The following is a 20,259-nucleotide window of genomic DNA, read 5'->3' on the forward strand; positions in this document are numbered from 1 at the left end:
ATAGCAGTATAGGGTGAATCTACACCTGTTAAAAGCGGTTTATTATCTATATCTTTTGCTGCAAATTAATTTATAAAACCAGGACTAGTAGAGCTAAGGATTGATTTTTGACTTATACCCAAATGTAAGTTGGTTAGTAAGAAGTTTAGTTTCTTTGGTCCTGTAAGGCAAAAACGCGCTTAAGAACGGCAGAAGTTCTGGAGGCGGTTTTGGTTCTAATTTCTTTTTCTTCCAATGCAATCATGGAATATACCCCTTCTAGGGCCTCTTGAGTAACATAATCCGTTAAATCTGGGTTAACAGAACTAGTGAAAGGGATAGCGTTGTATCTATTAATCAGGTTGCTCCAGATCTTGTCTGCACCAACCTTTTCAAAGGATTGTTTTATCACTGGATTAAATTTATCATAAAGTTGGTTTTGTGTTGCCTGTGTAAGGTACCGTGTGGCCGCATCGTCTGAGCCCAATAAAATATTCCTGGCATCGGCGAACGTAATCCCTTTTACCGCATCTACAAATATTGGGGTCGCTTCTTTAACTGCATCTTCAGCTGCCCTATTTAATATCTTTAGGCCCTCATCTGCTAAATTAGAAAGTCCAATATCCCTTAGTGTCTTATCTACTTTTTGTAACTCTTGGGGTAGCATAATCTTTACCATTTCATTTTTGTAAAAACCATCGGTTTGGGTGAGTTTACTTACTTGTTTCTGAATGCCCATATCCAATGCTTCCCTTAGACCAAGGGCAATTTCATTATTTCCAATTGTGCCTGCCTGGGGCATTTGATTTACTACCTGCTGTAATTCTGCACATCCTAAAAATTGAAATACGACTAACAATATTAATATTCTTCTCATTTCTTTATTATAAATTAGTTTCACTTGCTTTACTCACAGATTTCGGAAGGATAACTGATTTTTCTTCACCTTTTCCGTAGATAGGTAAGCTTCTTATCTCTATTATATTATTTTTTGAACTACAATGGTTGCTATAGTATAACTATGAGAAAATCACCGTCTTATTGTTGTAAACCATCGTTTTTCTATCGATATGTAGCTTTACTGCTCGCGAAAGTACAATTTTTTCCAAGTCTCGTCCTTTAGAGATAAAGTCTTTTATGCTGTGGGCGTGGGTGACCCGGGTTACATCTTGCTCTATAATGGGGCCTGCGTCTAATTCCTCTGTAACATAATGACTAGTGGCACCTATAATTTTCACCCCTCTGCGAAATGCAGCATGGTAAGGCTTAGCACCTGCAAATGCAGGAAGGAACGAATGATGGATATTGATTATTTTATTCGGAAAACGGGCTATTATCTTGGGAGTAATTATCTGCATATACCGTGCAAGCACTATAAAATCTATCTTATAATCTTCCAAAAGGCTCATGTGTTTTTCTTCTGCTGCTAGTTTATTTTCTTTTGAATAGGGAATATGGTGGAATGGAATGTTAAACTGGTCAGCAATATATGCTAGATCGGCATGGTTGCTTAATATAAAAGGTATTTCTACCGAAAGTTCACCAGAATGAAATCTACTTAACAAATCGTAAAGGCAGTGATTGTATTTAGAAACGTAAAGGGCCATTCTTGGTTTTGTGGATCCTAGATGTAGACTCCATTCCATTTGGTAAGGAAGGGCTAATTCTTTCTCAAAGCGCTGTTTTAAGCTTTGGACTATGGGTATGTTCTTTTCAAAATCACTTTCCAATCTCATGAAAAATACTCCAGCCTCCTTATCTACATGCTGATCTATGTAAATAATATTTCCTCCATTTTTATGGATAAAACCAGTAACGTTGCTAATAATTCCCGATTGATCGGGGCAGTGAATAAGAATGGTTGTTTTCAAGTATGTAAATTTTAAGCACTAAAATTAGGATTTTGAAAAGGAAAAGACGCGTATTATAGCTGTTTTTATAATATTGTAATATTGGGGTCATTATTTTTGCGATTTCATTAAATTGCGGAAGATTTGGTGCTCTGGTATTGCGAATAGATTAATGAAGGGTTAATCATGTTTTAATGTTAAATTAAGCTATTAGCCAAATCGTTGAAATTATAAATCACTTGAATTTAGTACATAAAAAAGTTAAAAATGAAAAAAGAGTCCACCTATAAACCTATCAATAAAGTGCGTATTGTTACGGCTGCTTCCTTGTTTGATGGGCATGATGCGGCAATAAATATGATGCGAAGGATAATCCAATCCACTGGGGTAGAGGTTATTCATTTGGGGCATGATAGGAGTGTGTCAGAAGTTGTAGACTGTGCTATTCAAGAAGACGTAAACGCTATTGCAATTACCTCCTATCAAGGCGGACATAATGAGTACTTTAAATTTATGCGCGACCTCCTAATGGAGCATGGGGCGGGCCATATTAAAATTTTTGGTGGTGGAGGAGGTGTTATCCTCCCAGAAGAAATTAAGGAGTTAATGGAGTACGGAATTACAAGGATTTATGCTCCTGACGATGGCAGAACTATGGGGCTTCAAGGGATGATTAATGATTTAGTGGAGCAAAGTGATTTTCCTACCCCGGATTTAAGGACTCAGGATCCTATTCAATTAAAACAGCTTTTAAAGGAGAAAGATTTCTCAACTATAGCAAGACTAATCAGTCTTGCAGAAAATAGAAATGCCGAATTTAAGAAGCACGCAGCTATATTAAACGGGAATGATAAACAGGTTCCTGTTTTGGGAGTTACTGGAACAGGAGGAGCAGGTAAATCTAGTTTGGTAGATGAGCTGGTAAGGCGATTTCTAATGGATTTCTCCGATGGGACTATAGGGATAATATCGGTGGATCCTTCTAAAAGGAAAACGGGAGGGGCCCTCTTAGGAGATCGTATTCGGATGAACTCAATCAATGATCCAAGGGTTTATATGCGTTCTTTGGCAACAAGAGAATCTAACTTAACGCTGTCTAAGCACATAGATGAAGCTGTGAGGGTGCTAAAGGGTGCAAAGTTTGATCTTATTATTTTGGAAACATCAGGAATTGGACAATCTGATACTGCCATAACAGAGCATAGCGATGTGTCTCTTTATGTAATGACGCCCGAGTTTGGTGCGGCAACCCAACTGGAGAAAATTGATATGTTGGATTTTGCTGATCTAGTGGCTATTAATAAGTTCGATAAAAGAGGAGCCTTGGATGCAATTAGGGATGTAAGAAAGCAATTCGTTCGCAACCACGGCCTATGGGAGGCTAAACACGAAGAACTTCCAGTTTTTGGAACTATAGCATCGCAATTTAATGATCCAGGGATGAATAGATTATACCATTCCATAATGACTACCCTGGCAGAAAAGACAGAAACGTCCTTAAAATCTTCCTTTGTGTTAACAGAGGGGAATGAGGAAAAGTTGTTTGTTATTCCTCCTGCTAGAACAAGGTATTTGTCGGAAATTGCAGAAAGCAACAGGCAATATGATCTTAATGCTAAGGAACAATCTAACCTGGCACAGCAATTATATGGAATTTTTACGACTATAATCTCCGTTTTAGGCTCGGATGCGCCAGAAGATAATAATGAGATTCTTTCTGATACGGGAATTGCATTAGAAAAAGTGTATCAACTGATAGAAGATGAGGATAAAAGTCAGTTTATCAGCTTATTGTGTGCTCAGTTTGATTCGTTAAAGATGAATTTGAATCCACATTATTGGAAAATGATACTAGATTGGGAGCATACGGTATCACAGTATAAAAAGCCAGAATATATTTTTAAGGTGAGAGGGAAAGAGATTAAAATGGCCACGCATACCACCTCGCTTTCGCAATCCCAAATACCTAAAATTGCACTTCCAAAATATAAAGCATGGGGAGATCTCCTTGTATGGAGGCTTCAGGAAAATGTACCAGGGCAATTCCCCTATACAGCAGGATTATATCCCTTTAAGCGAGCAGGGGAAGATCCCACAAGAATGTTTGCGGGGGAAGGTAGCCCAGAACGAACCAATAGACGATTTCATTATGTTAGCCTAGGTTTGCCTGCAAAAAGATTGTCCACGGCTTTCGATTCGGTTACCCTCTACGGGAGCGATCCCGATAGAAGGCCCGATATCTATGGCAAAATTGGGAATGCCGGTGTTTCTGTATGTTGTTTGGACGATGCCAAAAAGCTGTATTCCGGATTCGATTTAAGTGATGCAATGACCTCTGTAAGCATGACGATAAATGGACCTGCTCCTATGTTGTTGGGGTATTTTATGAATGCTGCCATAGATCAAAATTGTGAGAAGTATATTAAGGAAAACGGCCTGCAAGAAGAAGTGGAAAAGAAAATTAAAGCCATTTTTCATGGAAAGCAAGAGTTAAGGCCTAAATATCATGGCACTTTACCTAAAGGGAACAATGGTTTGGGATTAATGCTTTTAGGGGTGACTGGTGATCAGGTTTTGCCTCAGGATGTATATAATGATATAAAGCAAAAGACCATAAAGCAGGTTAGAGGAACAGTGCAGGCCGATATTTTAAAGGAAGATCAAGCCCAGAATACCTGTATTTTTTCCACGGAGTTTGCCCTAAGGTTAATGGGTGATGTACAAGAATATTTTATTAAAAATCAAGTTCGTAACTTCTATTCAGTTTCCATATCTGGATACCATATTGCCGAAGCGGGTGCTAATCCTATTACGCAACTTGCCTTTACGCTAGCCAACGGATTTACCTATGTGGAATATTACCTAAGTAGGGGAATGGATATAAATAAGTTTGGTCCCAATCTTTCTTTTTTCTTCTCCAATGGAATAGATCCCGAGTATGCTGTAATTGGGAGAGTAGCTAGAAAGATATGGTCAAAGGCAATGAAAATAAAATATGGAGCAGATCCTAGGGCACAGATGTTAAAATATCACATTCAAACTTCTGGTAGGAGTCTACATGCCCAAGAAATCGATTTTAACGATATTAGGACCACATTACAAGCTTTGTATGCTATTTATGATAATTGTAACTCGCTGCATACCAATGCTTATGACGAGGCAATAACAACGCCTACAGAGGAGTCTGTTCGTAGAGCTATGGCCATACAATTAATTATTAATAAAGAATTAGGACTCGCTAAAAATGAAAATCCTTTGCAGGGTTCGTTTATAATCGAGGAGCTAACCGATTTAGTGGAAGCAGCCGTATTGTTGGAGTTTGACCGGATTACAGAGCGAGGAGGAGTGTTAGGTGCAATGGAGACGATGTATCAACGCTCTAAAATTCAGGAGGAGAGCCTGTATTATGAAACTTTAAAGCACAATGGAGAATTCCCTATCATTGGAGTTAATACTTATTTAAGTTCCAAAGGCTCCCCAACGGTGCTACCTGCAGAAGTAATTAGAGCTACTGAAAAGGAGAAACAAGATCAAATTCAGACTCTAAATAATTTGCATGAAATGAATCAGGACTTTGTTCAATCCAAATTAGAATCCTTGCAGAAAGTAGCCGTTAAAAACGAAAATATTTTTGAAAGTCTAATGGAGGTAACTAAATACTGCTCCTTGGGCCAAATCACCCATGCCTTGTTTGAGGTGGGGGGGCAATATAGAAGGAATATGTAAAATGGGATGACTTATATTTTGAAACAGGAAGCGGAATTCCAGCTAATTATGATGATTGACGGAGGCATTGTGGAAGTTTTTGGCAAAATTAAATAAGGGTATTCAATTTTATTATTCAGTTTAGCTCCTTATAATACGCCTTTGTTCAAATCAATGGTTTTAAAAGGATCAGATTGGTTTTTGTAGGCGCGTAAAATTAAATATACCCCATAATTAACACAAGTAGTCGCTTTGCGTAGGGCTACGTAAATATACCTTTATGGAAAATTTGAAACAGCAAACTTAGTGCCTCATGGATCGTCTCCAGACCTTGTACATTCTTCTAAAGCTCTTAACTTCCTTGCGGAGAAGATTTAGATATTCCTTTTCCTTTACTCCATCTTTTTCCAAGCCTATGCAATAGGAATTAATATTCTTGATGATAATATTAATAAAGGTGGCGCTTCTCATCCTTACCGCATAGGATTCTGATTGTTCGGCAGCGGCAATTTGTTGAGGTATAAGGATGGAATCTGTAAGTAGGGAATCGGCAATATTATCGCGTAAACTGTTAGATTGATATAATTTTAATAAATCCTTGTTATGCGAAACATAAGACGCAATTTCCCTGCTCATCTGTAAGAGATCCAGAGATTTACGATAAATTGGAATCGAACTAAGGTTTTTGTATGGCATTTTAAGTACAACAGCTTTTATATCATAAAGTTACATTGAATTTACAGAAAATAGATTTGGTTTGTATGGTAAAAGCGTAATTTAGCTATTGAAAACAAATATTATTAATCAATTTTACTTTGAAAGCAAAAATAGACGCCCTTAATTGGAAGATTTTAAAATCCCTTCAAGAAAATGCTCGTGAATCTTTCGCGAATATTGGTAGAAAAGTTGGCTTAACTGCCCCAGCAGTAGGTGAGCGTGTGAAGAAGATGGAAGACATCGGAATAATCTCAGGATACAAAGCCGTCGTATCCCATTCTCATACAGGATATCAGCTGAAAGCGATTATTACTTTGCGGGCCTTTATGGGGAAATTAAAGCCATTTTTAGAAGCGGTCCACTCATTTGAGGAAGTAGTTAACTGTTACCGGATTACTGGTAATGAGAATATAATTATGATGGTGGTGTTAAAAGACCAATTTCATTTGGAAAAATTTATTGATAAACTTATTCAATACGGGGAAACTAGAACTCATATTGTGTTGTCCGATGTAGTTTCTAATGCGCCCATTAGAAAAAGTGATAGCTAATAAGATTCGTACTAAGTATTCAATTTTATAGGGCATACTAAGTTCTTTAGTCTTAAGATGCTAAAAATAAGGGGTATTTAGCGTTTAAGGTAGGGGCTTTTATATTCAACCGAAGCCTAATATATCTGGCTAGCTATTCGGCTTATATCCGTTAAGGAGAAAAGTAGTTTCCCGACGTCTAACAAAATTGATCAACCAAGGAAGAAGTAGGATAAAAAAGAATTAATTTGCAGTGAAGTGTTGTTTTAAAAAGTTTTGTATGTATCCCCTTTTTGGTTTTGATGTTGCAGTATTTATTGTTTTCTTTAATACGGTAAATCGGGCGTGAATTTGCGCCCTTTTTTGAAATATCTTGGATCAGGAATAGTGTGATAGTGATCCTAATTGGTAGTAATTAATAACTTGGCTAGATAATTGATGCCATCTTGTCTATGAGGAAATTTACGATATTATTATTATTAGGAGCGGTTTTAGGCGCTAATGCGCAGGAATTTGCTTTAAAGAAGGGGGTAGTAATGGATTCTATCTCGGTGAAGGATTCTATATCCGAGAGTTTCTCCCTATTTCTACCTACCACTTTTAATGTGGATAAGAATTGGCCAGTCCTCTTTGTTTTTGATATGGAAGGAAGGGGAAAGCAAGCATTAGGTATGTTTAGGGAGGCTGCAGAGGATCAGGGTTATATTTTGGCTTCGCCTAATAATCTGAGCGATACCCTATCTACCTCGCAAAATATTATGATTGCGGGCAGAGTTTTCAATGCCGTGGTTAAGCTTTTGCCAATTCATAAAAATAGAACCTATGCTGGTGGATTTTCGGAAGGCGGACAATTTGCCAGTATGGTGCCCCTATTTATTAGAGGGGTGTCCGGTGTTGTCGCCAGTGGTGCCATATTTCCAAACTTGGAAGTAATGGATGGCAACCAATCCTTTTATTTTATTGGAATTATCGGAAGGGAAGATTTTGCCTATGAAAATATGTTGGCAACCAAAGCAAGATTCGATAAACTTAAAATACCCAACAATTTAATGACATTTGATGGTGGTCACAAATGGCCAGAAAGTAAATATTTTAAAAATGCAATGGAAAGATGGACCTTGTCTGCTATGGCAAAAGGGCACATTGATAAGGATAGTCTGTATATCAATAATACCTATAAAAAGAACTTATCGGAACTTGGTAGTTTAATTAATTCGTATAAACTATTAGAAGCTGATGACTTCTTAGAGGGTATGCAAGATGTGTTTGGTTCTCTTAGGGAGACGGATACGTTAAAAACAATAAAAAAACGAATTAAAAAGGATAAGGGCTTTAAGGCCATGAGGCGTCATGAAAGTAATGCTATGTTAAAAGAATCCTTTCTTAAGGATGATTATATTTATTATTTAGGAGAGGATATTGCTACTTACAACTATAAGAATATTGGATGGTGGATTTATCAAATGGAGGAGCTTAAAAAATATGAAAACTCTAAAATCCTTGCTGAGCAACAAATGGGTAAGCGGCTACTCGGGTTTATTAATGCGCTTATAGAAGACAATATTGATATTTTAGAGGCTGATCAAGAAATTGATTATGATGCCTTAAGCCTTCTTTGGATGCTAAAAACAGTTACGCAGCCAATGGAATATAGTTATTATTTGAAAATTATTTCGAATAGTGCACGAATAGAGGATTTTGGTACTTCTTTATTTTATTTGGAGGAATTATTGAAGAATGGGTATACCGATAAAACAAAGCTATATCAGCTTGATGATACGGGCCTCTTGAGAATTACCCCGGAATTTAATCAGGTAGTGGAGAAATACCTAAAGAAGGCTCGCTACGAAGTTATTGAGGAGTAATACATTGTTAAGGAAGAGTATGCTCCATTGGTTTACTAAGGAGGGTATTGCTGTAGTAAGGTTCTTTATTTTATCAATGCGGAAAAACGAGGCCTTTGTTATGCTTTTTAAAATCGTTGTCTATTAACTAGTGCTTACCAATTTTTGGGATGTGGATTATTAAATAGCTTATGAGGTATCCCCTAAAACCAATAAAGGAGTATGATTGGTATGGATATTTGATGGGGAATTTAATAAAGCGAGAAAGAAGTGTATTTTTGCATAAAAAAAAGAACTATGTGGCGATTTAGGATGATTTTGGTGGTGTTGTTATTGGTGTTGAGCTGTAAGGAAACTAAGAGATATCACGATAAACAACCGGCAAATGAATTAATTTCCAATGCAGGGAGCCTATCCGATGTTTATGAATTTCAAGCAAAATTAAATGCGGAGTTTAAAAACCCGGAAACTTCTCCATTACCAGATCGCTATAGAAAGAATTTTGCTAGCCTAGATTTTTTTGCTCCAGACAGTACCTATCAAGTTATGGCTAGAATTACTAGAACTCCTGAAGCCTTGCCATTTTTAATGCCCACAACTACAGGTGATAGGACCGAAGAGGTGGTTTATGCCAAAATCAGTTTTAAGCTTAATGGGAAAGAGCATGAGTTAGAAGTGTATCAGAACACAGAATTAAGGCAACAAGCTAATTTTAAGGATTATCTTTTCTTGCCATTTTCCGATCTCACGAATGGGGAAGAAACCTATGAAGGCGGTCGGTATTTGGATTTGGCAATTCCGAAAGGGGATACTATACTATTGGATTTTAACATGGCTTATAATCCATATTGTGCCTATAACGCCAAATACTCGTGTCCGGTAGTGCCTAAACAAAATAGATTGGATACTCCAATTAGAGCAGGAGTAAAGGCATTTGATAAATAAAAGTATTTTAAGGTCCGATCATTTTAAATGATCGGACCTTTTTTTTGTAGTAGGCATCTAGTTTAACCCTGTCCTAAAAAACATAGATAGCGGCAAGGACAAAGGAGGATAAATGCTTTTGGGGTTGTAAGTCTTTATTTTGAAAGTTAACCGATTTTTCAGTGGCACTATCCAGCCTCAATTCTGGCTTAATTGTTAAGTCTCCTATTTTGGTACTTCCTGTTAATGTTAGCGCAAATACCTCTGTATCCTCTAATCCCGTGCCTATTGCTCCATAATCGCCGATTTCAGAGAAATATTCAGCTCTTAGTCCAAGGGAAACCGTATCTGAAGTGATGTATTGAGGGTAGATGGCTACTCCTGCAAAGCCTAATCCATCATTATCATATAGTGCGGCGTTTAATCCTAGATATACCTGATCAGATAAATTAAAACCACCAGTAAAATCAATTTCATAGGCTCCGTCTTCGGTTAGTATATTTAAATTTTGCCCGTCATACGCCAATTGAGCGCCCAAGGCATATTTACCTGTGGGATTTAACTCTGTTTGATCGGTAGGATTCATAACTGCTAACATAAGGTTGAATTTCTCCGATAAAGCAATATCTACTTTTAGGCCAGTATGTGAAAAGGGGCCGTAAGAAAATAAATAGGAAGTACTGTAATTAAAATTTGCCGTTGGGGATATTCCCTCGTACCCCATATAGGTATTAAAATTTCCGAGTGTTAATTTTATCGATTCGTGTACCTTCCAATACGCATATAGTTGGTTAACTATATTTCCGGTTGCGGAATATATTGGGGAGGCAAAAATGGCATCGGTCCCACGCGGACCAAAAACCAGATCTCCAACAAAACCTACTTTTTCTCTTTCGTAACTTATTATGGCATTGGCCATTCCTAAGGCAAAGCCTGGTAAATTTGCAAAAGAACTACCGGGGGCAGCATTGGGGAGTCCGGATGCCTCATTAAAACTATTATCTCCGTTGAGGTTAACTCGGAAGTAGGTATCTATACTTCCGGTTAGGGAGATTTTATTGGTTTCGGAATCTTTATCCTGTGAAAATATTGCTGTATATAGCAGGGTGAATAGGAATGTTAGGAAATATTTTCCGTAATTTGTGTGTACAATCATTTTCATAATTTTAATAGTTTATATCCTGGTAGGGATGTGCAAATAAATTATTTGATTAATAGGGAATGGTTATTAACGGAGCGTTCTGTAAAACGCTCCGTTGTCATTTTTCCTCAGGTGGTTATTCATGTTGATTCATTCTAAAATCTGCATAGGCATACATTCCGTGTTCGTGTATATCTAAACCTTCCTCTTCCTCTTCGGTAGAAACCCTTATTCCAGAAGTCTTTTTAATGGTTGTTAAAATTATAAAAGCCATAAGAGAGCAGAACAGGCCAATGATAGCAACTCCTGAAAGTTGATATAGAAATTGTGTCATTCCGGCCTTGGCTCCAAAAATACCTACGGCAAGGGTTCCCCAGATACCACATATTAGGTGCACTGCTACGGCTCCAACGGGATCATCTAATCTTAGGCGGTCTATTAGGGCAACTCCAAATATTATTACGAATCCTGCTATTAACCCAATAAGGATAGCTTCTGAAGGCGACATTAAATCTGCTCCTGCGGTAATTCCTACTAATCCGCCCAAAATTCCATTCAGCATCATAGTTAGGTCAAAATTCTTGTATCGGAAATAATAAAGTATAAACGATCCTATTCCACCTGCGGCACCAGCAAGACAAGTAGTGACTAGAACAATGGAAGTGGTGGCGGGATCTGCAGATAAAACGGACCCTCCGTTAAATCCAAACCAGCCTAACCATAAGATGAGCACACCGGCAGTAGCCAAAGGTATGTTATGGCCTGGTATTGCATTGGGCGATCCATCTTCCTTAAACTTGCCTATTCTAGGGCCTAATACATAAATTGCCATTAAAGCGGCCCAACCTCCCACAGAATGCACTAAAGTAGATCCCGCAAAATCGTAAAAACCAGCACCTTCTCCGCCAAGGGTAGATAAAAATCCGCCTCCCCATTGCCACGATCCAACTATAGGGTATATGAAAGCAATATATATGACGGTGAATAGCATAAATTGCCCCAGCTTTATCCTTTCGGCAACTGCCCCGGATACAATGGTAGCAGCGGTAGCTGCAAACATACCTTGGAAAAGGAAATCTGTCCAATAAGTATATCCTTCATTGTAGCTGAGATCCAAACTGCCGTTTGCTAATATGGGTGCATCTAAGCCAAAACCTGCAAAGCCTAGAAACCCATTAAAACTACCGGGGTACATTAGGTTAAATCCTATAAAATAGTATAGTATAAGTCCTGAGCATATGATAAATATGTTTTTGAATAAAATATTGATTGTGTTTTTTTGTCTTGTTAAGCCAATTTCCAATAATGAAAATCCTAAATGCATAAAAAATACGAGTGCCGTACAAATCATCATCCATATATTGTTTGCTGTAAATAGTCCTACGTCCATATTGTCTTTGTTTTTTGTTTTATTTTTTTTAGTTGATGCCTGCTGATCCGCGTTCCTTGGTTCTTATTCGATAAGCTTCTTGGATTTCCGAGATAAATATCTTCCCGTCGCCAACATTGCCGGAGTAAGCGGTTTCTAAGATGGTATTGACCGTTCTTTCCATAAATTCGTCCGATACTACAATGGATAGATATCGGCGTTGAATGTCCGTGGTGCTATAGGAAATTCCCCTATAGACGTGGCCCTGTTTTTCATTTCCTACCCCCGTAACATCCCAATAGCTGAAAAAATTGACTTCAATTTGATGCAACGCTTTTTTGACATCGTCAAATTTTGATTTCCGAATAATTGCTTCGATTTTCTTCATGTTAGAATTGTTAATTTTTTCTAAAAATAATTTAAAACCAAATACCCCCATTTAAAAATGGGGTATAATGTATTATTTATGCAAAATATTTAAAATGCACCCCTATAATTTAGGGGGTACGTATAAATATTGTAATTATTTTTATAATGTGAATTGATTGTTGAAAGTGATTTACCCTTATTTTTGAAGTAAATGCATTGCTATGCGTGATTTGTTGAATAAAGAAAAGTCAACGTGATGATTTGATAAGGAAATTCTTCAGATAGGGTTATTTTTATAAGTTTTTATCAACTAGTCTTTTGATCCTTTTAAGGAAGTAAGTATGTCTACTTATAGCTATTTGTCCAATTATTATAGGAAGTTTGAAATTCTAATTACCCACTAATTGAAGTTTGAATATTCCAACGTGTGCTTGTCCGTTCCGAACAGCAGGGCCTGCCCGCTCCGATTAGGTGGTCGTTCATACTTTATCAGTAGTTTTCTTTACGGGCTTAACTTTAGGATATCGCATATATAGACGCTCTGATATAGTACTGATGGGTAACTGCTTTGAAAAGATGTTGATGGGATAGGTGGTTTAGGAACCAGGGTGAGGCACCTTCATAAATCTAATTGGTGAAAAAGGTATTTTTGGAGTAGCTAAATCTAAAAAGCCCTGGATAGCCAGAAGCCGGACATTACCGCTAAAATCCCTACCAGAATACTTGCTACTGTATAAAAGGTGAAATTTAAGAAATCACCGTTTTTTAAGAAAGTCTGCTGCTCCAAGGCAAAAGTGGAAAAAGTTGTGAAACCTCCGCAGAATCCTGTAGTTAGAAGGAGTGCCTGATTTTGTGTCAGTAAATCATTCTTTGCGGAAAGGCCAAGAATAAAACCAATCAATAGGCATCCTATAATATTTACTAAAAAAGTCCCTAGATAAAAATTTTGGAAGGAACCATTTAACGCCTTGCTAGTTAAATACCTTAAAATACTACCAGTGCCACCCCCTAAGAATACAAGTATAAGTTGTTTCATCCGGTCATTTGTTTCATTTGGTTGTCAAAGTAACTAAAAAAATGGCGTACCTCAGCTGTTCATGGTATCAAAAAAGAGCCTTTAAGTGCATATGTAGAACTTTATCTTTAAAATGGAGGGATTTAAGAGAAGCGAGTTTTCTTTTAATTAAGGAATGAAAAGGGAAAGGTAGATGTTACAAGTAAAGAAATTATACTGCCTTTTTATATTTCGCTTCTATTATATTTAGAGGAAAGATTATTGGTGTCGACTTCGAAATGTTTTTTGCAGAATTTTTACTCTTTTTGGAGTGGTGGTGTAAACTCGATAAAAACAATAGGATGTTTAGGACAATCAAAACAGAAAATATACTAAAAAAAGTGACCATTCAACTGGGATTTAGATATATAACGTAAAATTACTCGTTTTAGTATAGGTAGGGGTGGAAAAGATTAAAATGATGGTTGAAAGTCGATTTATATGGAAATCTTTGGAAAAGAGTTAATTTTTATTGTAAAACTTAATAATAAACAGCATTAAAACAAATAATAAGAAGAAAAGTCCTACCCATTTAACGCCCTTGTAATACTTATGATGAAGAGTTTTGTCTTTTTGATAGGAATATATAATAATAATGACGAATGAAATAAAGAAAAGGGCTGCAAAAATTAATTGTCCCGTACTGAACATATTCATATTTTTATGCAAATCTAATCTAAATAACTCATACAAATGCAACGTAAACTAAATGCTGTAGAATTGTTCCATAATTCTTTTGGATTAGGTGTGTCTAAGGAAATGAAGGCGAATCTGGGGGCCGCAAAGAATAAGCTTCGTTTTAATCTGATGGATGAGGAAAATAGGGAATACCTAGAGGCTGCCAACAATAACGATTTGGTGGAGGTGGCAGATGCACTTGGGGATATGCTGTATATTTTATGTGGTACCATATTGGAGCACGGAATGCAATATAAGATAGAGGAGGTCTTTGAGGAAATACAAAGAAGTAATATGAGTAAATTGGGGGAAGATGGCAGACCAGTGTATAGGGAAGATGGAAAAGTATTGAAGGGTCCTAATTTTGTTGAGCCAAACATATCTGCTATTCTTAATAAACCTAAAGAGGCTTACTAATTGGATGTTGTTTCTATGGAAAATAAAAAGCCACTCTTAATGTGAAAAGAGTGGCTTAGTCAATTTTTATTTTTTACTTAGGTATTATATTAATGCTTCCTATGGAAGGATATTTAAGTATTAAAAATTTGAGGTTTAGATACTTACTTGGTATCTCCAGCCAAATTTATCTTCTGCCTTGTTATACTGAATGTCCGTAATTCTTTTTTTCAGAATAGAGGCGTAGCTGTTCTCTAATTCCGGTAAGTCATAATCTTGATCTTTGTGCCCAAATGTTGAAATGGGGGAGATGACAGCAGCTGTACCAGCACCAAACATTTCTTTTAGGCTTCCATTTTTAGAGGCTTCTATCACTTCTTTTACGGTAATAGGCCTCACTTCTACCTTAATGTTTTCGTCTTTTGCAATTTCGATTAAACTTTTTCTAGTAATCCCATCTAAAATACGATCACTTGTAGGGCTAGTAAGCAAGGTGTCGTTAATCCTAATAAAGATATTCATCGCACCGGCTTCTTCTATATATTCATGCGTATTATCATCGGTCCAAATTACTTGGTTATACCCTTTTTCTACAGCCAGTTGTGTAGGGTAAAATTGCCCAGCATAGTTACCACCTGCTTTAGCAAAACCAACACCTCCGTTAGCGGATCGGGAATATTTTTCCTCAATCAATACTTTTACCTTCCCAGCAAAATATGAACCGGATGGAGCACAGGCGATAATAAATTTATATTCATCGGCAGGCGAAGCATGAAATCCATTGCCCGAGGCAAAGACAAATGGTCTAATATATAAGGAGCTGCCTTCGGCAGTGGGTATCCATTTGTGATCTACTTTTAAAAGGGCTTTTAATCCCTCCATAAAGTAGTCTTCAGGAATTTCTGGGATAGCAAGACGTTTGCACGAGATATTGATACGCTTCTGGTTTTCTAAAGGGCGAAATAACCACACCTTATTATCGGCATCCTTGTACGCTTTCATTCCTTCAAAAACAGATTGCCCATAGTGAAAGATTTTGGCTGATGGATCTAAGGTGATTGGTTGGTAAGGAACAATTTTTGGTGTTTCCCATGCCCCGTTCTTGTAGTCACATACCATCATATGATCTGCGAGTACTTTGCCGAACGCTAAATTATTAAAATCTACTTTGTCAATCTTGGAAGTCTTAACCTTCTCAACTTTTATAGTGTCTGAAATAGTTTGCATAGCACTTTATGTTTAAAGGAATAAAATTAAACAATAAACAGCACTGGTACTTCGTTTTTCAACTAAAAATAACCAATTTTGTTTAGTCGTTTTAAAAACTGATAATAATGAAATATTTTAACATTTTAATAATGGTTTTTGTTGTCTTTGTTGGTTGTAAGCAAGGGGCAAAATCTCTGAAACCACAACCGGAGCCTTTAACAGCGGTGAACGTTGAGGTATTTGGTGCTCAAATAGGCGATAAAGATGCCAGTAATCACAAAATAATGTTCGAGGAATATCAAAAAATGCAACTTTTAGATACTCTTTCCACTAAATTTTCTGCCATTGTAAAAGAGGTTTGTAAGTCTAAAGGGTGTTGGATGAAATTACAGTTGGGGCAGGACAATGAAGTGATGGTGAAGTTTAAAGATTATGGCTTTTTTATGCCTAAGGATATTGAAGGAAGAGAGGTGGTGGTAAATGGTCTTGCTTTTGTAGAGGAGATGAGTGTGGAGGAACAAAGACATTTTGCTGAGGATGGGGGAAAGACCAAAGAGGAAATTGCTCAAATTATACAGCCTAAAAAAACCTATTCCTTTGTGGCAGACGGGGTGTTGTTAAAATAATAAGGTGAAAAGAAAAATAATTACTACAGCAGATGGTTCAAAAACCATTCAAATAGAGGACTGGAACGAACAGTACCATTCCACTCACGGGGCCATTCAGGAAGCGTATCACGTATTTATAAAAAATGGGCTCTCTCTTTTTCAAGACCAAGGTCTAGCTATTTTAGAAATTGGATTTGGTACTGGTCTAAACGCCTTTATAACCTTTTTGGAAGCGGAAAAATTTGGACTTAAAATCACCTATAATGGTGTAGAGGCCTTCCCTGTAAAAATGGAAGAGCTAGCCCTATTGGATTATAGTAAAGCGTTGAATGCAGAAAAATTTGAGCCCCATTATCTAAAAATGCACGAAACCAGTTGGGGTGCTCTACATGAGGTGTCAGATAACTTTCGACTTTTAAAGCGGAAAATGGATTTTAGGGACATCTCGGAATCTGAGGAATATAATCTTATTTATTTTGATGCTTTTGGTTCTAGGGTACAACCTGAGCTATGGACGGAGGAAATATTTCTTGCGATGTATAATGCACTAAAGGTAGAAGGAGTTTTGGTGACCTATGCGGCAAAAGGTGCAGTAAGGCGCGCCATGCAATCAGTGGGTTTTACCGTGGAAAGGTTACCTGGTCCTCCAGGGAAAAGGGAAATGCTACGTGCAACTAAATAGGGATAATCTTGGTTTTGTATTAGGGAAACCTTAACAATTACGGGGTTTAGACTGTTAAACCTAAACTAAATAGAGAACCTCCAAGAACAAAAACCTATACCTTTAGCGAAAGTTTAGGAATAGGCTATGAGAATTTTAATTACAGGTGCAACTGGTTTGGTAGGTACTGAAATCACAAAACTGTGCAAGGAGCGGGGTATTGAGGTGAACTATCTAACTACTAGCAAAAAGAAAATTGTTTCTGAAGAAGGATATAAAGGGTTTTATTGGAATCCGTCTAAGAACGAAATAGATTCTAATTGCTTTTCCGGAGTCAGTGCAATTATAAATCTTGCGGGAGCAAGTATAGCCCAACGTTGGACCAAAAGAAATAAAGAAAAGATACGCTCTAGTAGGTTAGACTCGTTAAGAACCCTCGCTGGTGCCTTGGAAAACCTGGATGAACATGCTATCGATATTATGGTATCGGCATCTGCCATGGGAATTTATCCAAATTCCCCTTCCAACTACTATACCGAAGAAGATAAAAGAGTGGATGATAGCTTTCTGGGAGAAGTTGTAAGTCTTTGGGAAGAGGAAGCAGATAAATTTGAGAAATTTAATATTGCAGTCGCCAAGGTTAGGACCGGGCTGGTCTTGTCTAGTAACGGTGGTGCCTTACCAAAAATGGCGAAGCCAATTCAATATTACTTAGGAGCTTCCCTTGGTTCTGGAAAACAATGGCAATCTTGGATTCATGTTCAAGATCTTGCAGCAATATTTTTACATATAGTGGAAGCCGAGCTAACAGGTGTCTATAATGGTGTTGGCCCTAATCCGGTAAGTAATGCTAAGCTCACCAAAGAGATAGCGAAAGCTTTAAAGAAGCCCTTATTCTTACCTAACGTACCAAGAGTGGCATTGCAGTTAGCGCTAGGAGATATGTCTTATTTACTATTTGCTAGTCAGCGTGTAAGCAGTAAAAAAATTGAAGCAACTGGATTCAATTTTGGATACGCTAATATATGTAGGGCTCTAGGAGAAATTTACAATGAAAAACAAAATTGTGACTCGGATTCAACCTATCAGGAAGAATTTATAACTTAAAATTTTAAGAAGAATAAGTCAGTAGTTCCTATCCGCCATTGGCGGATTTTTTGTAGTTATAAGCCCATGAAATAGGGTGCAAAAAATGCTGATGAATATTATAACCACACCTGAACGGAACAGGTTGGCAAGCGTTATTGCATGATAATCACACATAGTGAGGAAAGTTTTATGACAATATGACATTTTATAAGATTTGGCAGTACTTTTGCTAATTCAAATTCGGTAGTTTATAAATGTAAATTAAATGAGCAAGGAAAATAAAGCAAAAGAGATGGAAGATGAAGTCTTGAAAAATATGGATCAGAACGAAGTAGATCAAGAGGCTGAATCAGAAGTGGAGTTGGGAGAGGAATTAAGTGTAGAAGAACAACTTAAGGAAGATCTGGGAAAGGAAAAAGATAAGTTTTTACGTCTTTTTGCCGAGTTCGAAAACTATAAAAAACGCACCTCTAAGGAAAGGATGGACTTGTTTAAAACAGCCGGACAAGAGGTAATTTTGTCATTGTTGCCAGTAATGGACGATTTTGATAGGGCTTTAGCTGAAATTTCAAAATCAGACGATGATGGAATGTATCAAGGAGTGTTGCTTATAAATAATAAGCTAAGAGAAACACTTAAAAGTAAAGGACTTTTGGAAGTAGAGGTAAAAGAAGGGGATGATTTTGATGCAGAAATTCATGATGCCGTAACGCAAGTTCCCGCTCCAGATAAGAAATTAAAAGGCAAAATAATAGACGTAATTCAAAAGGGGTATAAACTGGGCGATAAGATAATTCGTCATCCTAAAGTTGTCGTAGGAAATTAAAAACAGAGTATGAAGGAGGATTATTATGATATTTTAGGCATTGGAAAAAATGCAAGCGCAGCCGAAATAAAAAAAGCATATCGTAAAAAAGCAATTGAGTTCCATCCGGATAAAAATCCCGGGGATGCCAAGGCGGAAGAAATGTTTAAAAAGGCGGCCGAAGCTTATGAGGTGCTAAGTGACCCTAATAAGAAGTCGCGTTATGACCAATACGGACATGCAGCATTCGAAGGTGGCGGCGGATTTGGCGGCGGCGGAATGAATATGGATGACATCTTCAGTCAGTTCGGAGACATTTTTGGCGGTGCTTTTGGTGGCGGTGGTTTTAGTGGTTTCTCAGGATTTAGCGGAGGAGGTCAAAGAAGGTCCAAAGGAAGCAATTTAAGAATCCGTGTGAAACTTAACCTAGAGGAAATTGCTAATGGTGTAGAAAAAACCGTTAAAGTAAAACGGAAAGTCCAAGCCGAGGGAGTAACTTATAAAACCTGTGGTACCTGTGGAGGTAGGGGACAAGTAACCAAAATCACCAACACTATTTTAGGTAGAATGCAAACTGCAGCTACTTGTAGTGCGTGTGGTGGTAGTGGGCAAATCATAGATTCTAAACCAAGTGATGCGGATGCTCAAGGATTAAAAGTTTCGGAAGAAACAGTAAGCATCAACATACCGGCAGGAGTAGAGGAAGGAATGCAACTAAAAGTTCCTAATAAAGGTAACGATGCGCCAGGAGATGGTATACCGGGAGACCTTTTGGTTGCTATTGAAACGGAAGAGCATCCAACCCTAAAAAGGGAAGGAGACAACCTACATTACGATCTGTATATTAGTTATTCAGATGCAGTTTTGGGCACCTCTAAGGAAATTGATACGGTAGGCGGTAAAGTGAGGATAAAATTAGAGGCTGGTATTCAATCCGGAAAAATATTAAGACTAAGAGGGAAAGGTATTTCTAGCCTTAGTGGTTATGGAAGCGGAGATTTATTGGTGCATGTAAATGTCTGGACCCCTAAAGAACTGAATAAGGAACAAAGAGAGTTCTTTGAGCGTATGCAAAACAATGAGAATTTTGAGCCTAGGCCAGAAAGATCCGATAAATCCTTTTTTGAAAAGGTAAAGGATATGTTTTCATAAAGAGTACTTTAAAAATTAAAATGTATATTTGAAAGGATATTGGGAAACCAATATCTTCTTTTTCATAGCAATTTTTTTCCCATCCTTGATTCGTTAAGGGTGGGTTTTGTTTTTGTAATCCCCTTTTTTCATCTTATTCTTCCTTATGTTAAAAATGCTGAAAAAGGATAGTAAGGAAC

At 37.3% G+C, this 20,259-nt stretch carries 18 protein-coding genes; 10 read left to right on the forward strand and 8 right to left on the reverse strand.

Features of this window, described 5'->3' with window-relative positions:
• Positions 1–145: 145 nt before the first annotated feature.
• Positions 146–856 carry a DUF4197 domain-containing protein gene (locus tag G466_RS0101545; RefSeq protein WP_026812056.1) on the reverse strand — a complete coding sequence of 237 codons (711 nt, stop codon included), beginning with the start codon at positions 854–856 and terminating at the stop codon, positions 146–148.
• A gap of 142 nt (positions 857–998) precedes the next feature.
• Positions 999–1,850: a formyltetrahydrofolate deformylase gene (purU, locus tag G466_RS0101550; RefSeq protein WP_026812057.1), complete on the reverse strand. Its 852-nt coding sequence runs from the start codon at positions 1,848–1,850 to the stop codon at positions 999–1,001.
• Positions 1,851–2,096: 246 nt separating this feature from the next.
• Between purU and G466_RS0101555 the strand changes: the two genes are divergently transcribed.
• The gene (locus G466_RS0101555) at positions 2,097–5,555 is read left to right on the forward strand and encodes a methylmalonyl-CoA mutase family protein (protein WP_026812058.1); all 3,459 of its coding nucleotides are present in this window, start codon (positions 2,097–2,099) and stop codon (positions 5,553–5,555) included.
• Between the two features lie 282 nt (positions 5,556–5,837).
• Here the strand turns inward: G466_RS0101555 and G466_RS0101560 are convergent, their stop codons facing one another.
• Entirely contained in the window at positions 5,838–6,170 is a 333-nt protein-coding gene (locus G466_RS0101560; protein WP_240488296.1) for a hypothetical protein, read from the reverse strand.
• A gap of 179 nt (positions 6,171–6,349) precedes the next feature.
• On the opposite strand from G466_RS0101560, the gene G466_RS0101565 reads away from it, so the two are divergent.
• From G466_RS0101565 to G466_RS0101580, 3 genes are all read left to right on the forward strand, one after another.
• Positions 6,350–6,802 (forward strand): Lrp/AsnC family transcriptional regulator, encoded by a 453-nt coding sequence (locus G466_RS0101565; RefSeq protein ID WP_157373786.1) that lies wholly within the window; start codon positions 6,350–6,352, stop codon positions 6,800–6,802.
• 431 nt (positions 6,803–7,233) lie between these two features.
• Positions 7,234–8,646, forward strand: a complete 1,413-nt coding sequence (locus tag G466_RS0101570; protein ID WP_026812061.1) for an alpha/beta hydrolase — start codon at positions 7,234–7,236, stop codon at positions 8,644–8,646.
• Positions 8,647–8,922: 276 nt separating this feature from the next.
• The gene (locus G466_RS0101580) at positions 8,923–9,570 is read left to right on the forward strand and encodes a DUF1684 domain-containing protein (protein ID WP_026812062.1); all 648 of its coding nucleotides are present in this window, start codon (positions 8,923–8,925) and stop codon (positions 9,568–9,570) included.
• Positions 9,571–9,643: 73 nt separating this feature from the next.
• On the opposite strand, the gene G466_RS0101585 is transcribed toward G466_RS0101580, so the two are convergent.
• The 4 genes from G466_RS0101585 to crcB all read right to left on the reverse strand — a co-directional run bounded on the left by G466_RS0101585 (position 9,644) and on the right by crcB (position 13,464).
• The gene (locus G466_RS0101585; RefSeq protein ID WP_308427477.1) at positions 9,644–10,705 is read right to left on the reverse strand and encodes an outer membrane beta-barrel protein; all 1,062 of its coding nucleotides are present in this window, start codon (positions 10,703–10,705) and stop codon (positions 9,644–9,646) included.
• A 121-nt stretch (positions 10,706–10,826) separates the two neighbouring features.
• Entirely contained in the window at positions 10,827–12,080 is a 1,254-nt protein-coding gene (locus tag G466_RS0101590) for an ammonium transporter (RefSeq protein WP_026812064.1), read from the reverse strand.
• A 28-nt stretch (positions 12,081–12,108) separates the two neighbouring features.
• A complete protein-coding gene (locus tag G466_RS0101595) occupies positions 12,109–12,447 on the reverse strand; it encodes a P-II family nitrogen regulator (protein ID WP_026812065.1) in 339 nt (112 codons plus the stop codon).
• Positions 12,448–13,092: 645 nt separating this feature from the next.
• Positions 13,093–13,464: a fluoride efflux transporter CrcB gene (gene crcB, locus G466_RS0101600; RefSeq protein WP_026812066.1), complete on the reverse strand. Its 372-nt coding sequence runs from the start codon at positions 13,462–13,464 to the stop codon at positions 13,093–13,095.
• A 711-nt stretch (positions 13,465–14,175) separates the two neighbouring features.
• Here crcB and G466_RS0101610 point away from each other — a divergent pair.
• Positions 14,176–14,577: a pyrophosphohydrolase domain-containing protein gene (locus tag G466_RS0101610; RefSeq protein ID WP_026812068.1), complete on the forward strand. Its 402-nt coding sequence runs from the start codon at positions 14,176–14,178 to the stop codon at positions 14,575–14,577.
• Between the two features lie 135 nt (positions 14,578–14,712).
• Here G466_RS0101610 and G466_RS0101615 read toward each other — a convergent pair whose 3' ends face one another.
• Positions 14,713–15,783, reverse strand: a complete 1,071-nt coding sequence (locus tag G466_RS0101615; RefSeq protein ID WP_189356643.1) for a branched-chain amino acid aminotransferase — start codon at positions 15,781–15,783, stop codon at positions 14,713–14,715.
• A gap of 107 nt (positions 15,784–15,890) precedes the next feature.
• Between G466_RS0101615 and G466_RS0101620 the strand changes: the two genes are divergently transcribed.
• The 5 genes from G466_RS0101620 to dnaJ all read left to right on the forward strand — a co-directional run bounded on the left by G466_RS0101620 (position 15,891) and on the right by dnaJ (position 20,080).
• Positions 15,891–16,391: a DUF4920 domain-containing protein gene (locus tag G466_RS0101620; RefSeq protein ID WP_026812070.1), complete on the forward strand. Its 501-nt coding sequence runs from the start codon at positions 15,891–15,893 to the stop codon at positions 16,389–16,391.
• A gap of 4 nt (positions 16,392–16,395) precedes the next feature.
• Positions 16,396–17,055, forward strand: coding sequence for a tRNA (5-methylaminomethyl-2-thiouridine)(34)-methyltransferase MnmD (gene mnmD / locus G466_RS0101625; protein ID WP_026812071.1), 660 nt, complete (start codon positions 16,396–16,398; stop codon positions 17,053–17,055).
• Positions 17,056–17,181: 126 nt separating this feature from the next.
• A complete protein-coding gene (locus tag G466_RS0101630; protein ID WP_026812072.1) occupies positions 17,182–18,141 on the forward strand; it encodes a TIGR01777 family oxidoreductase in 960 nt (319 codons plus the stop codon).
• A 298-nt stretch (positions 18,142–18,439) separates the two neighbouring features.
• The gene (locus G466_RS0101635; protein WP_373296581.1) at positions 18,440–18,949 is read left to right on the forward strand and encodes a nucleotide exchange factor GrpE; all 510 of its coding nucleotides are present in this window, start codon (positions 18,440–18,442) and stop codon (positions 18,947–18,949) included.
• Positions 18,950–18,958: 9 nt separating this feature from the next.
• The gene (dnaJ, locus tag G466_RS0101640) at positions 18,959–20,080 is read left to right on the forward strand and encodes a molecular chaperone DnaJ (RefSeq protein ID WP_026812074.1); all 1,122 of its coding nucleotides are present in this window, start codon (positions 18,959–18,961) and stop codon (positions 20,078–20,080) included.
• Positions 20,081–20,259: the final 179 nt, after the last annotated feature.

Source organism: Arenibacter certesii DSM 19833 (assembly GCF_000429545.1).
GTDB lineage: Bacteria > Bacteroidota > Bacteroidia > Flavobacteriales > Flavobacteriaceae > Arenibacter > Arenibacter certesii.